This is a genomic window from Aeromonas sp. LsrichE-8G (assembly GCF_022869435.1).
Classification (GTDB): domain Bacteria; phylum Pseudomonadota; class Gammaproteobacteria; order Enterobacterales; family Aeromonadaceae; genus Aeromonas; species Aeromonas caviae.
In genome coordinates this window covers 21011-34710 of the sequence record NZ_JALIHH010000013.1, presented here as the reverse complement: position 1 = coordinate 34710, position 13700 = coordinate 21011, and the positions used below count along the sequence as shown (strand labels likewise).

12 protein-coding genes are annotated in these 13700 nt (G+C 63.6%); 7 read left to right on the top strand and 5 right to left on the bottom strand.

Annotated features, from left to right (window positions below):
- Positions 1 to 114: 114 nt before the first annotated feature.
- Together MUW49_RS03985 and MUW49_RS03980 are read left to right on the top strand one after the other, a co-directional pair.
- Positions 115 to 321, top strand: a complete 207-nt coding sequence (locus MUW49_RS03985) for a DUF1107 domain-containing protein (protein WP_005324080.1) — start codon at positions 115 to 117, stop codon at positions 319 to 321.
- Between the two features lie 185 nt (positions 322 to 506).
- Positions 507 to 1427, top strand: a complete 921-nt coding sequence (locus tag MUW49_RS03980) for a DMT family transporter (RefSeq protein ID WP_042016089.1) — start codon at positions 507 to 509, stop codon at positions 1425 to 1427.
- Positions 1428 to 1477: 50 nt separating this feature from the next.
- On the opposite strand, the gene MUW49_RS03975 is transcribed toward MUW49_RS03980, so the two are convergent.
- Positions 1478 to 3094, bottom strand: a complete 1617-nt coding sequence (locus MUW49_RS03975; RefSeq protein ID WP_244812423.1) for a peptide ABC transporter substrate-binding protein — start codon at positions 3092 to 3094, stop codon at positions 1478 to 1480.
- A gap of 143 nt (positions 3095 to 3237) precedes the next feature.
- Here MUW49_RS03975 and MUW49_RS03970 point away from each other — a divergent pair, with 143 nt between their 5' ends.
- Together MUW49_RS03970 and fbp are read left to right on the top strand one after the other, a co-directional pair.
- Positions 3238 to 3480, top strand: a complete 243-nt coding sequence (locus MUW49_RS03970; protein WP_244812422.1) for a hypothetical protein — start codon at positions 3238 to 3240, stop codon at positions 3478 to 3480.
- Positions 3468 to 4502, top strand: coding sequence for a class 1 fructose-bisphosphatase (gene fbp / locus MUW49_RS03965; protein ID WP_029314452.1), 1035 nt, complete (start codon positions 3468 to 3470; stop codon positions 4500 to 4502). The genes MUW49_RS03970 and fbp overlap by 13 nt, the downstream gene beginning before the upstream one ends.
- A gap of 565 nt (positions 4503 to 5067) precedes the next feature.
- Here fbp and mfd read toward each other — a convergent pair.
- Both mfd and MUW49_RS03955 read right to left on the bottom strand, forming a co-directional pair.
- Positions 5068 to 8532: a transcription-repair coupling factor gene (mfd, locus tag MUW49_RS03960; protein ID WP_244812421.1), complete on the bottom strand. Its 3465-nt coding sequence runs from the start codon at positions 8530 to 8532 to the stop codon at positions 5068 to 5070.
- 42 nt (positions 8533 to 8574) lie between these two features.
- Positions 8575 to 9150: a PilZ domain-containing protein gene (locus tag MUW49_RS03955; protein WP_042863798.1), complete on the bottom strand. Its 576-nt coding sequence runs from the start codon at positions 9148 to 9150 to the stop codon at positions 8575 to 8577.
- Between the two features lie 76 nt (positions 9151 to 9226).
- On the opposite strand from MUW49_RS03955, the gene MUW49_RS03950 reads away from it, so the two are divergent.
- From MUW49_RS03950 to lolE, 3 genes are read left to right on the top strand one after another with little or no spacing between them, the layout of a single operon-like run.
- Positions 9227 to 10462 (top strand): lipoprotein-releasing ABC transporter permease subunit, encoded by a 1236-nt coding sequence (locus MUW49_RS03950; protein WP_104452890.1) that lies wholly within the window; start codon positions 9227 to 9229, stop codon positions 10460 to 10462.
- 40 nt (positions 10463 to 10502) lie between these two features.
- On the top strand, positions 10503 to 11201 hold the full coding sequence (lolD, locus tag MUW49_RS03945; protein ID WP_010674567.1) for a lipoprotein-releasing ABC transporter ATP-binding protein LolD: 699 nt from the start codon (positions 10503 to 10505) through the stop codon (positions 11199 to 11201).
- Complete coding sequence (lolE, locus tag MUW49_RS03940; RefSeq protein ID WP_039039045.1) at positions 11201 to 12442, top strand: lipoprotein-releasing ABC transporter permease subunit LolE; 1242 nt, start codon at positions 11201 to 11203, stop codon at positions 12440 to 12442. The genes lolD and lolE overlap by 1 nt, the downstream gene beginning before the upstream one ends.
- Positions 12443 to 12572: 130 nt before the next feature.
- On the opposite strand, the gene yfbR is transcribed toward lolE, so the two are convergent.
- Positions 12573 to 13163, bottom strand: coding sequence for a 5'-deoxynucleotidase (gene yfbR / locus MUW49_RS03935; protein WP_010674569.1), 591 nt, complete (start codon positions 13161 to 13163; stop codon positions 12573 to 12575).
- Positions 13164 to 13247: 84 nt separating this feature from the next.
- Complete coding sequence (locus MUW49_RS03930) at positions 13248 to 13682, bottom strand: YccF domain-containing protein (RefSeq protein ID WP_042016081.1); 435 nt, start codon at positions 13680 to 13682, stop codon at positions 13248 to 13250.
- Positions 13683 to 13700 lie beyond the last annotated feature (18 nt).

Below are 13700 nucleotides of genomic sequence, written 5' to 3'. Positions count from 1 at the left end.
GTTTGGTTTTTTGGGGAAGAGAGAGTCGAATTTTCCGGTTTTTTATATAAATTTAACGGAATTATTTCGCATAAGCTGCTGTCATACGGATACAACTTCAAGAGGTTGCAAACGATGAGAGTGTTCAAGAAGTACCTGCCACTGATGGTGGCAAAACATGTCAAAACCTTCTTCAAGGGGCGGATTTACATCCACGGCAGGGGGCGCTTCGATTTCCAGTCGGGCTTGCTGATGATGCCATTGCAAGCCGACATTCCCCATCGCCAGACGGTGCTCGAGGTCAATGAACTGATTTCAAGGCTCCACATGGATGCCGCCTGAGGCGCCTCAGGCTGACCCTGGTCCCCCTCATGCCCGCCCCTGTGCGGGCATGATTGTTGATGGAGCCTGGGCGCGGCGCCAACCGTTCGCGTCATGGCGCTTCTTCCTGCGTTGGCAGGCTTGCTTATCCTGATTGCCTCTCTATACTCGCGCGCAATACCCGCCTTTTTATTCTGGATATCGCAATGCCCCTTGCCTTCCTGTTTCCCTTCTCCTGCATGGCCATCTGGGCCGGCAATGGCATCGTCAGCAAGCTGGCGGTCGGGGTGTTGTCTCCTGCGGCGCTCGCCTGGTCGCGCTGGATGGTGGCGGCCCTGGTGCTGACCCCGTTTCTTGCTCACCGGGCCTGGCGCGAGCGCCGCAAGCTGCGGGCCGGTTTCTCGAAGCTGGCGGTGCTGGCCCTGCTCGGCATGGTCTTGAACCAGACCTTTGGCTATTACGCGGCCCAGACCCTAGGGGCCACCGAGATTGGCCTGATGATGGGGCTGACCCCCTTGATGACAGTGCTGCTCAGCATCTGGTTGCTGCGCGAGCGGCCCACCTGGGGGGCGCTGCTGGGAGGCGCCATCTCCATTCTGGGGCTGGCGATTTTGTTGGGGCAGGGGGATCCGGTCCGGCTGCTGACCCAGGGCATCCATATCGGTTCCGTCTACATGCTGCTCTCGGCGGCCACCTATGCGCTCTACAGCGTGCTGCTCAAGCGCTGGGATCTGGGGCTGGACAACTGGTCCATGCTCTACGGTCAGGTGCTGTGCAGCCTCCTGTTCCTCACCCCCTTCTATCTGCTGGTGGACGGGCACTGGCCCGATGGCAGCGCCCTCTGGCTCATCCTCTATGCGGGGATCCCGACCTCGGCCCTCTCGCCCTGGCTCTGGATGCAGGGCATTGCCCTGCTCGGGGCGAGCCGCACCGCCATCTTCATGAACCTGTTGCCGGTCATGACGGCCGCTCTTGCCATCAGCTGGCTCGGGGAGCGGCTCACCAGCTATCACCTCATCGGTGGCGGCATGACCCTGATGGGGGTGTTGCTGGCGCAGTTGCTGGTGAGGCCCGTGACGGTGCGAAGACGCGCCCGGCTCGCGGTGGCGGGCTGTCAGGAGAAGTAGGATAAAAAAAGACCGCTCTCGAGGCGGTCTTTTTGGTTCGGTGCCCAGCGTCACTGCGCCGTCAGATAGAGATCCTTGGCATAGACCAGGTCTTGCGGGTTCTGGTAGGGGTAGCCCTGGACGTTGGGTTTGAGCAGCCGTGACTTCACGTAGAAGTAGACAGGGGCGATGGGGGCTTCCTCGTCGATCAGCACCTCGGCCTGCTGATAGAGGCGGTTGCGCTCGGCCGGATCCTTGGCGTCATGGGCCTTGGCCAGGAGGGCGTCGTACTCCTTGTTGAACCACTTGCCGCTGTTGGCGCTGCTGCTGGAGGTCATGATGTCGAGGAAGGTGGAGGCATCGTTGTAGTCTCCGTTCCATGAGTAGCGGCTCACCCCGAAGTCACCCTCGTTCAGGGCCGACACCATGGTCTTCCACTCCATGTTGTTGAGCTCCGCCTTGACCCCCAGGTTGTGCTTCCACATGGAGGAGATGGCGAGCGCTATCTTCTTGTGCCCCTCGTTGGTGTTGTAGAGGATGTCCACCGTCAGCGGCTTGTCCGGGCCGTAACCCGCCTCGCCGAGCAGCGCCTTGGCCTGCTTGATGCGCTCTTCCTTGCTCATCAGCTCGCTGGCGGGGCGTTTGAGCTCGAAGCCGTCCACGCTCGGCGGGGTCAGGCTGAAGGCGGAGAGCTGCCCCTGTCCCAGGATCTTCTCCGTGATGGTGTCCCGGTCGATGGCAAGGGAGAGTGCCTTGCGTACCCTGACGTCGTCAAAGGGTTTGCGCTGGGTGTTGAAGACGTAGTAGTAGGTGGCGAGCATGGGGGCGCTCACCAGCTCCTCCGGACTCTGGCGCTTGATCTGCTGATACTGCTCCAGGGGATAGGTGGTGTAGTGCAGCTCGCTCGCACGATAGCGGTTGTAGGCCGCGGTATCGGAGACGATCTCCAGATAGATCACCTTGTTGAGCACGGTGTGCTCGTTGTCCCAGTAGTGGGGATTGCGCTCGGCGATGAGGCGCTCGTTCGGGGTCCACTCCTTGAGGGCGAAGGCGCCGTTGGAGACGATGTTGGCCGGTTTGACCCACTCATGACCGAACTTCTCGATGGTGGCCTTGGGCGCCGGGAAGGTGGTGTAGTGGGAGAGGGTCTTGAGGAAGAAGGGGACCGGGTTTTTCAGGGTGATCTGCAGGGTGTAGTCATCGAGCGCCTTGATCCCCAGGGCATCCGGGCTCTGCTTGCCCTGCACCACGTCGCTGGCATTGGCGACGCCGGTCAGCTCGATGAACCAGGCGTAGTTGGAGGCGTTCTTGGGATCCGCCGCCCGCTGCCAGCCATAGACGTAGTCTGCCGCCGTCACCGGCTCGCCGTTGGACCATTTGGCATCGGGTCTGAGCTTGAAGGTGTAGACGGTGCCCGTGGCATCGAGCTCGTAGCCAAGGGCGCCCGCCGCCTGCAGCTTGCCGTTGCCATCCAGGGTATAGAGCCCCTCGAACAGATCGTTGACGACGTCGCTGCCCGCGCTCTCTTCCACCATCTGGGGATCGATGGAGGCAGGCTCGGTGCCGATGTTGCGCACGAACACTTGCTGGGCGGCTGGCAGAAGCTGGGTGCCTTCAGGCACCTGGGCAGCGAGGACGGGGAGGGTGAGCAGAGCGGCAACCGCCCCGGCGATAAGCGACTTTTTCATTGAATATCCTTATGTTTTTTTGCTTCCAAAGCGCAGCCAGTGTGCGGGATTGGGGGGGAGATCTCAAGAGGGGCGCCTCTGGCGCAACATTGCCGGGCGCCAGGGGGAGCAAGGCGGGCAGCCGCGTCGGCCCGGATGCATTCTTGTCACGAATTAACCTCCCAAAAGATGCCGGATGGCACCCTTTTTTCACGCCGAAAGCCCGTGGTGGCGCGGTTTTCTGGCGATTTAAAGAACGGCTTAATTCGCTGCAAAAACAAAAAACAGGCGTTACATTGGGTTACAAAACAACGCTGCCGGGGATCGGCACTTTTTTTGCCGACACTTGCAAACGTTTTCAATGGCCAACGGAAACGATCTTAAAGGAACAAGAATGCGAAACATGATCACCATGGGCGAGTTCATCGTCAAAAAGCAGGCGGACTACCCGACCGCGACCGGCGAGCTGACCTCCTTGCTCAGCTCCATCCGCCTGGCCGCCAAGGTGGTGAACCGGGAGATCAACAAGGCGGGTCTGGCGGACATCATCGGTTCCATCGGCGCCGAAAACGTGCAGGGCGAGGTGCAGCAGAAGCTGGACGTCTATGCCAACGAGCGCTTCAAGGCGGCGCTGGAGGCCCGTGGCGAGGTGTGCGGCATGGCCTCTGAGGAGGAGGAGGACTTCGTCTCCTTCGATTCCGAGCTCTCTCGTCACTCCAAGTACGTGGTGCTGATAGACCCCCTCGACGGTTCCTCCAACATCGACGTCAACGTCTCGGTCGGGACCATCTTCTCCATCTACCGCCGGGTCAGCAAACCGGGCGCCGGGGTCACTCTGGAGGACTTCCTGCAGCCGGGTCACCGTCAGGTCGCGGCGGGCTACGTGGTCTACGGCTCCTCCACCATGCTGGTCTACACCACCGGCTTTGGGGTCAACGGCTTCACCTATGACCCCTCCATCGGCTGCTTCTGCCTCTCCCACGAGAACATCCGCATTCCGGAGGAGGGCAAGATCTACTCCATCAACGAGGGCAACTACATCAAGTTCCCGGACGGGGTGAAGAAGTACCTGAAATACTGCCAGGAGCGTGACGAGGCGACTCACAGGCCCTATACCTCCCGCTACATCGGTTCCCTGGTGTCGGATTTCCACCGCAACCTGCTCAAGGGGGGCATCTACATCTACCCGTCCGGCACCAACTCTCCGAACGGCAAGCTGCGCCTGCTCTATGAGTGCAACCCCATGGCCTTCCTGGTGGAGCAGGCCGGTGGCAAGGCGTCCGATGGCTTTGGCCGCATCATGGACATCCAGCCTACCGCTCTGCACCAGCGGACCCCCTACTTCGTCGGGTCCACCAGGATGGTGGAGCGGGCCGAGGCCTTCATGCGGGAGTTCTCCGCCCACGAGGATCCGGCCAACCAGGGCTAAGCCCGGGCCAGCGTCCCTTCGTCACGGGAGCCGTCAAGGCTCCCGTTTTTATTGGCGTGCAGGCGGGTGTAGCCAGGTTGATATGCTGACGGGCTGACGGGCTGACGGGCTGACGGGCTGACGGGCTGACGGGCTGATGGGCTGACGGGCTGACGGACTGACGGACTGACGGACTGACGGACTGACGCGGCGCCTCGGCGGTCGCGGTGCAATGGCTGGTGGCCCCCTTGCCGGGATGCCTGGCCTGGATATCTGGTCTGGATACGTGGGCGGGATAAATACGGCACGGGCCATCTGCGGGGCTATCGAGGCGCGTTGAACCCGTTTTTTGCCCACGATCATCCCCACATCCATCTGTTTTTTAGATGGGTGATGACTCGATGTATCGCATTGGTGGATGGGTTTGGCGGCAAAATGGTGCTGCCAGAAGGGCGAACCGAGGCATCGGGAGGCAAGAAGGCGGGCCGGGGGCGAGATGCCGCCCCTTGCCTGCAACGAAACGGGAGCCCTGGGGCTCCCGTTGTTGTAGGCGGCAGGTCGCGCCCTGCTGACGTCATGCTTCCCCTCAGGGGGTGGCATGGCGGGCGAGATCTGCCAGCAGGCCGTCCACCAGTTTGAGGCGCATGGCCCTGTCCTGGGTCGGCACCTGGAAGCGCAGCCGGGTCGGTCCGTCCATCTTGTAGATGCGCGGCTGCTCTGAGAGCAGCTTGACCAGATAGGCCGGGTTGACGCGGGTTTCCTGGGTAAAGTCCAGATAGCCGCCGCGCTCGCTCATCTCCACCCGGCGAATGCCCAGCGCCGTGGCGCGCTGGCGGAAGGCGGCCAGCTCCATCAGCGTCTTGGTCGGCTCCGGCAAGAGACCGAAGCGATCGATGAGCTCCACTTTGAGCTCCCGCAGCTCCTGCTCGTCGGCGGCACTGGCGATGCGCTTGTACATGGAGAGGCGCATGTTGACGTCCGGGATGTAGTCTTCCGGGAGCAAGGCGGGCAGGCGCAGCTCCACCTCGGTATGCTGGCTCATGAGCTGCTCCAGCGACGGTTCCTTGCCATGTTTGAGCGCCTCCACCGCTTGCTCCAGCATCTCCATGTAGAGGGTGAAGCCCACCGATTCGATCTGGCCGCTCTGATCGTCGCCCAGCAGCTCGCCCGCGCCCCGGATCTCCAGATCGTGGGTGGCGAGCGCAAAGCCGGCGCCGAGATCTTCCAGCGACGCGATGGCCTCCAGCCGCTTGGCCGCATCCTTGGTCATCAGCTTGGGATGGGGGGTGAGCAGGTAGGCATAGGCCTGGTGGTGGGAGCGACCGACCCGGCCCCGCAGCTGGTGCAACTGGGCCAGACCGAGATGATCCGCCCGGTCCATGATGATGGTGTTGGCGCTCGGCACGTCGATGCCGGTCTCGATGATGGTGGTGCACACCAGCAGGTTGAAGCGCTGGTGGTAGAAGTCCGACATCACCCGCTCGAGCTCCCGCTCGCGCATCTGGCCGTGGGCGATGCCGATGCGCGCCTCCGGCACCAGCTCGGCAAGATCGGCGGCGCACTTCTCGATGCTCTCCACGTCGTTGTGCAGGTAGTAGACCTGGCCGCCACGCTTCAATTCCCGCAGTACCGCCTCGCGCACCACCGCAGGTTCGTGCTGGCGCACGAAGGTCTTGATGGCGAGCCGCTTGGCGGGCGGGGTAGCGATGATGGAGAGATCCCGCATGCCGGACATGGCCATGTTGAGGGTGCGGGGAATGGGGGTCGCGGTGAGGGTGAGGATATCCACGTCGGCGCGCAGCGCCTTGATCTTCTCCTTCTGGCGCACCCCGAAGCGGTGCTCCTCGTCGACGATGAGCAGGCCCAGATCCTTGAAGGTGAGCTCGGCGCCGAGCAGTTTGTGGGTGCCGATGATGATGTCCACCTTGCCCTCGGCCATCTCCTTCATCACGGCGCTCTGCTCCTTGGCGGAGCGGAAGCGGCTCAGCACTTCCACCCGCACCGGCCAGTTGGCGAATCGGTCGCGGAAGTTGTCGTAGTGTTGCTGGGCCAGGAGGGTGGTGGGCACCAGCACGGCCACCTGCTTGCCGCCGTGCACGGCCACAAAGGCCGCCCGCATCGCCACTTCGGTCTTGCCAAAGCCCACGTCGCCGCACACCAGGCGGTCCATGCTCTTGGCCTGGCACATGTCGCCGAGCACAGCGTTGATGGCATTGAGCTGATCCTCGGTCTCCTCGAACGGGAAGCTCGCGGCAAACTGGCTGTAGGCCTCCCGGTCGTGTTTGAAGGCAAAGCCGTGACGGGCTGCCCGCATGGCATAGACATCCAGCAGCTCGGCCGCCACGTCCCGCACCTTTTCCGCCGCCTTGCGCCGCGCCTTGACCCAGGCCTCGCCGCCGAGCTTGTGGCTGGGCGGGTTGTCCGAGCCGGTGTAGCGGCTGATCAGGTGCAAACTGGTGACCGGCACGAACAGCTTGTCGCCGCCGGCGTATTCCAGGGTCAGAAACTCGGTGGGCAGGCCGCCTGCGTCTATGGTCTCGAGCCCCAGGTAGCGACCGACCCCGTGATCCAGGTGCACCACCGGCTGGCCCTGGGTCAGCTCGCCCAGGTTTCGGATCACCGCATCGGAGCTTAAGTTCTTGCTCTTATCCCGCTGGCGCTTGCTGCGGATCTTGCCGCCGAGCAGCTCGGCTTCGGTGATGAGGGCAAGGGGCGTCTGGCCGGGCTCTTGCAGCAGGAAGCCCCGCTCCAGGGGACAGACCAGCAGCCCGTGGCGCGCATCGCTCACCAGGAAGGCGTCGAGGGATGCAAACTCCCGGGGTTGCAGGTTGATCCGTGCGAGCAGATCCCCGAGCCCCTCGCGCCGCCCCTCGGACTCCACCGCAAACAGGGTGCGCCCGGTAAAGCCTTGCAGGAAGCCGTCAAGGGCCAGCAGGGGTTGCTCCTTGCTGTGGTCGAGCTGCAGATCCGGCAGGGGGGCGAGGGGCAGATCGTGCTGACCCGCTCCGCCGTCAACGGTCGCCTCCTGCAGACGCACGGCGCCATAGTCCCCGAGGGCGGCGAAGAGCTGCTCCACCGGCAGATAGATCTGCTGGGGCGGCAGCAGGGGACGGGTGTTGTCCCAGCGTCTGTCTTCATAGCGCTGGCCGATGTCGTTCCAGAAGCGCTGGGCCGCGGGGTAGATCTCCCCCACGGTGAGCAGCAGGGTGTTTTCGGGCAGGTAATCAAACAGGCTGGCAGTCTGCTGGAAGAAGAGCGGCAGGTAGTATTCGATGCCGGCGGGCCAGCGCCCCTTGCTCACCTCCTGATAGACGGAGCCCTCGGCGCGGGAGATCTCGAATTGTTCGCGATACTGGCCACGAAACAGCTCGATGGCCCCCTCGTCGGTGGGAAATTCCCGGGCGGGCAGGAGGCTCACCGACTTCACCGGCTCGCTGGAGCGCTGGGTCTCGGGGTCGAACGGGCGGATGGAGTCCACCTCGTCGTCAAAAAAATCAATGCGATAGGGGCGGCTGCTTCCCATGGGGAAGAGATCCAGCAGGGAGCCGCGGGCGGCGAATTCGCCGTGCTCCAGCACCTGTTCCACCGCCACGTAGCCCGCCTCCGCCAGACGCCCGCGCAGCTGCTGCAGGTTGAGGCGCTGGCCGCTTGTGACCATCAGGCTGTATTTGTCGAGATAAGCCTGGGGCGCCGTGCGCAGCATCAGGGTGGAGATGGGCACGATGAGCACGCCGTGGCGCATCTGCGGCAACTGGTAGAGGGTCTCGAGGCGCTGGGAGATGATGTCCTGGTGGGGAGAGAAGCTGTCGTAGGGCAGGGTCTCCCAGTCCGGGAACAGCAGCACCGGGCAATCCTGATCCGCCAGCAGGAACCCCAGTTCCTGTTCAAGGCGCAGGGCGCTCGGGGTATCGGCGGTGACCAGCAGGACGGGTCTTCGGGCTTCCCGGGTGAGGCGGGCGGCAACCAGAGCCAGGCTGCTGCCGACCAGCTGGCCGAACGTTGTCTTCTGGCCCGCTTTGGCGGGCAAGGCGGGGAGGGTCATTGGCATCATCGGAGTCTTTTACTGTTGGCGTTCTTTTGACATGGACCTGGGTTAGCGCTGACGTTCCTGGGCACGCAGCTTGAGCTGTTTCGACTGCACATGCAGGCTGGCGCGCACCAGCAGCTCCCGGTCATCCTCGCGGATGCGCACGTAGTCGAGCACCACGTGGGTGCCATGCTCTCCGGCGTCCCGCTGCACGACCTCGCCGTAGCAGTAGACGGCGGAGGCCTCTTCCCGCAGGAAGATCTTGAGCCGCACGATCTGGTGCAGGGCGGGGGCCTCCCCGTGCCCCTGGTGGGGGTGCAGGTAGGTGAGCTGCCCGGCGCCAAAGCGCAGGGTGTGGAAGCGGTGCTCGGGATGATCCTGGGCTGCCAGCACATAGCCCATGATCATGTCGATCTTGCGGGACTGCTGATTGATGATCTCCACCAGATCGTGCATGGACTCGTTCTGGCTGCGCAGCAGCCGGCTGCTCACCAGATCGATGGAGGTGATGGCGGAGGCGATGCGAAACGGCTCGGGCAACTCGGCCTCCAGGGCCTCCAGCGTCGGCAGACGAAAGTCGGCCGGCATGGGGATCACATTGACCGGCGTGGCATGGGTGACGCTGAAGAACTGTTCCTGCATGGAGGCTATCCCTTGTTGTCATAGACGGTTTCCCTTTATTATCCGGTATCTTATTTCGTTGGCAACGTAGATATCCTTGAAGACCGGACTTTTTCAGCCACTGTCGCTGGCCATCGGCCTGCGTTATGCAGGCTCGCGACGCAGTAACCGCTTCGTCTCCTTTATCTCCCTGTTCTCCACCTTTGGCATCGCCATCGGGGTCGCCGCCCTGATGGTGGTGATCTCGGTGATGAACGGGTTCGAAGGCCAGCTCAAGGGGCGCATCCTCGGGGTGATCCCCCATGTGGTGGTGACCAATCAGGCCGGACGCATCGAGGCCGAGCCCGAAGGTCTGCCCGATCTGGCCGGCTTGCCCCACGTGGTGGCCACGGCCCCCATGCTCGACAGCGAAGGCATGCTGCAAAGCCCGGGTCAGCTCACCGGCGTGAGCGTGCAGGGGATCGATCCCGCCCGCTGGCCCAAGGATGACATCCTGCACGCCCAGATGCTGGGAGGGCGCCTTGACAGCCTGCAGGCCGGTGAATACCACATCGTGCTGGGGCAGGGGGTGGCCAGCCGACTCAAGGTCTCTATCGGCGACCAGGTGCGTCTCATTCTGACCGAAGGTACCCGCTTTACCCCCTTTGGCCGGGTGCCGGCCCAGCGTCTTTTCACCGTCTCCGGCATTTTCGGGGTCGGCGCCGACGTGGACAGCCAGGTGGCCCTGATTGCCCTGGGGGATGCCCAGCGCATGCTGCGCCTGCCCGCAGACAAGGTGGGCGGCATCCGCCTCTGGCTGGACGATCCCTTCGCCGCCGACGAGGTGGTGAAGACCGCGTTGCCGGACGGGCTGGAGTGGCAGGACTGGCGCCGCGAGCGCGGCGAGCTGTTCCAGGCGGTGGCCATGGAAAAACGGATGATGGGGCTGATGCTGGTGCTGATCATCGCGGTCGCCACCTTCAACATCCTCTCCGCCCTGGTGATGGTGGTCACCGACAAGGAAGGGGAGGTGGCCATCCTGCGTACCATGGGCATGAGCGAATCCGGCATCGTCAAGATCTTCATGGTGCTGGGGGCGTCGAGCGGCGTCATCGGCGCCCTGTTCGGGGGGCTGGCGGGGCTGGCGCTCTGCTTCGGCCTCAATCCTCTGCTCAATGCCCTTGGGCTCAACCTCTATATGGCGGCGGGGGGCAGCGGTCTGCCAGTCATCGTCGAGCCGGCCCAGGTTATGACGATCCTGCTGGGTGCCGTGCTGCTGAGTTTCAGTGCCACCCTCTACCCGGCCTCCCGCGCGGCCCGGGTCAAACCGGCGGAGGCGCTGCGTTATGAATAATTCATCTTCTGTTGTTACTGGTGCAAGTGGAGCCCCCGTTATGAATCAATCCGTCTCCTGCGAGCCGCTGCTGCGCTGCCAGGCCCTCAATCATGTCTACAAAGAGGGCAATCTGGAGACCCAGGTACTCAAGGGGATCGAGCTGGACGTCGCCCCCGGGGAGATGCTGGCGGTGGTGGGGAGCTCGGGCTCCGGCAAGACCACCCTGCTGCACCTTATGGGGGCGCTGGACAACCCTTCCAGCGGCGCCGTGCTGTTCAAGGGGCAGGACATCCATGGCTGGGACAGCCGCACCCAGGCGAGGTTTCGCAACCAGGAGCTGGGTTTCGTTTACCAGTTCCACCACCTGCTCTCGGAATTCAGCGCGCTGGAAAATGCGGCCATGCCGCTGCTGATCGCCGGTGAGTCGGTGGCCAGCGCCACCGAGAAGGCGAGCAAGATGCTGGGGCGGGTGGGGCTCTCCCACCGTCTCAACCACAGACCGTCCGAGCTCTCCGGTGGCGAGCGCCAGCGGGTGGCCATCGCCCGTGCCCTGGTCAACGAACCCAGCCTGGTGCTGGCGGACGAGCCCACCGGCAACCTGGATCATGCCAGCGCCACCGCCGTCTATGAGCTCTTGTGCGAGCTCAACCGCGAGCTTGGCACCGCGTTCGTGGTGGTGACCCATGACTTGAGCCTGGCGGCCAAGCTCCACCGCCGGGTCACCCTGGTGAGCGGCATCATGGCGGAGGTCGCCTGATGTTCAAACCGCTGCCCCTGTTCCTGGGCCTGCGTTACAGCCGCTCCCGCCGCCGCAACGGCTTCATCGCCTTTATCTCGGCCTCTTCCCTCATCGGCATCGCCCTCGGGGTGATGGCCCTCATTCTTGGCCTCTCCGCCATGAACGGGTTCGAGCGGGAGCTCAAGAACCGGGTGCTCTCCGTGGTACCCCACGGCGAGCTCATCGGCATGGAGGCGCCACTGCCTGACTGGCCGCGGCTCAGGGACTACCTGCTGGCCCAGCCCGGGGTGGAGGCGGCTGCCCCGGTCATTCGCCTGGACGGCCTGCTGGAGCACGGCTCCGCCCTCAAGGGGGTCCAGCTGCGTGCGGTGCTGCCGGAGCTGGAAGCCAATCTCTCCGATGCGGGCAACTTCATGACGGGGCGGGGCCTTCGCGAGCTGCAGGCGGGTGAACACGGGGTCATCCTCGGCAAGATCATCGCCGACAAGCTGGGGGTCAAGACAGGGGACACCGTCACCCTGCTGCTGCCCCAAGCGGGGGATGCCGCCGGCATCAAGAACCCGAAACGGGAGGCGCTCACCGTGGTGGGGCTGCTCGAGATCGGCGGCCAGCTCGACGGCCTGCTCGGCTTCATGCACCTGGCGGACGCCCAGGCCATCACCGGCATGGGCAGCGCGGTGGAGGGGTTCAGCCTCAAGGTGAGCGACGTGCTCAAGGCCCAGTCCATCACGGTGGCGGCGGCCCAGAAATTCCCGCACTACGTCTATATCAGCAGCTGGATGAGCCGTCAGGGTTATCTCTATCAGGACATCCAGATGGTGCGCACCGTGATGTACGTGGTGATGCTGATGGTGGTGGCGGTGGCCTGCTTCAACATCGTCTCCACCCTGGTGATGGCGGTGAACGAGAAGCGCAGCGAGATCGCCATCTTGAAGACCATGGGGGCGAGCCCGGGCCAGATCCGGCTCACCTTCGTCATCCAGGGGATGGTGAACGGGGTGGCGGGAGCCTTGCTAGGCGCCCTGCTGGGCGGCCTGCTCTCCAGCAAGCTGACCCAGATCCTGAGCGCCATCGAAGGGGTGATCGGGCACCGTTTCCTCAATCCGGACATCTACTTCATCGACTTCCTGCCGACCGAGCTGCACATGCAGGACTTGCTCATCGTGACCGGCGCCGCCATCCTGATGAGCCTGGTGGCGACCCTCTATCCCGCCTGGCGGGCGAGCGGCCTGGTGCCGTCCCGGGAACTGGGGCATTGATGCCCATGGATGTGATAAAGGGCCCTGCGGGGCCCTTTTTATTGTCACTCTTTTGTGGGGAAGCCCCCGAAGTGGCGGTTATCGGAGTAATACGCAGGAGGAGATGATGCCTGGTGCCGTGTTGATGGCATCAATGGGCATTCAACTCATCGAGAGGCAGTGAAAAACTCCCCACGAAGACATCGATGAAGTAGCGCATGGCGGGGTTCATCCTGGCGTCCAGCATCTGCTCGAGGCGCTTTCGCGCGGGCTCGAACTCCCGGTTGCCGACGCTCAGCTCCTCCAGACACTTGGTGTAGGCGCAGAGGGTGTCTGCATCCTTCACCAGGCTGGTGAGGGCCTCGTCCTGGGCGCCGGAGTCGAGCAGGGGGCGAAAGTCCTCGACCAGCTCGGGCGGCAACATGCCCAGCAGGCGCTGCTCGGCGGCAAGCTCAATCTTCTTGTATTCGCGGGCGATTTCGGGATTGAAGTACTTGACCGGGGTGGGCAGATCCCCGGTCAGTACCTCGCTGCTGTCGTGGTAGAGGGCCATGACGGCGGCCCGGTCTGCATCCACCTGAGCGCCGAACAGGCGATTGCTGATAAGGCCGAGGGCGTGGGCCACCATGGCGACCTGCAGGCTGTGCTCGGCGATGTTTTCGGGCTGGATGTTGCGCATCAGGGGCCAGCGGTAGATGAGGCGCATACGGGCGAGGTTGGCAAAAAAATGGCTGGGCAGCATGGAAGACCTCGAATGGGGCAATGAAAAAGGGCAGACCCTAGTCTGCCCTTTTTTCCACCCGCAAGGATAGCCTGAGATGGGCTGTCAGCGGATGTAGCGGCCCGATTCGGCCTCGTGGTTGGTCACTATCATCTGGCCGATGGGGGCAAGGCTGATGAGGGCCAGCTTGAGGTGCTGGATGCCGAACGGGATGCCGACGATGGTGACGAAACAGGCCAGCGCCGAGGCGATGTGGCCGATGGCCAGCCAGACCCCGATGAGCACAAACCAGAGAATGTTGCCAATCAGCCCCAGGGCACCGGTGCCGATGTCGCTCTGGCCCGTCATGCTCTTGCGGCTCACCGCCTGCTTGCCAAACGGGAAGAAGGTGAAAGTGCCGATGACGAAGCAGGCGCGTCCCCAGGGGATCCCGATGAGGGAGATGAAGCAGAGCAGCCCCGCCAGCCACCAGGCCAGCCCCATGAAGACGCCTCCCAGCACGAACCAGAGCAGATTGAACAAGAAGCGGAAAAAGGACATGTGGGTGACTCCAGCAGC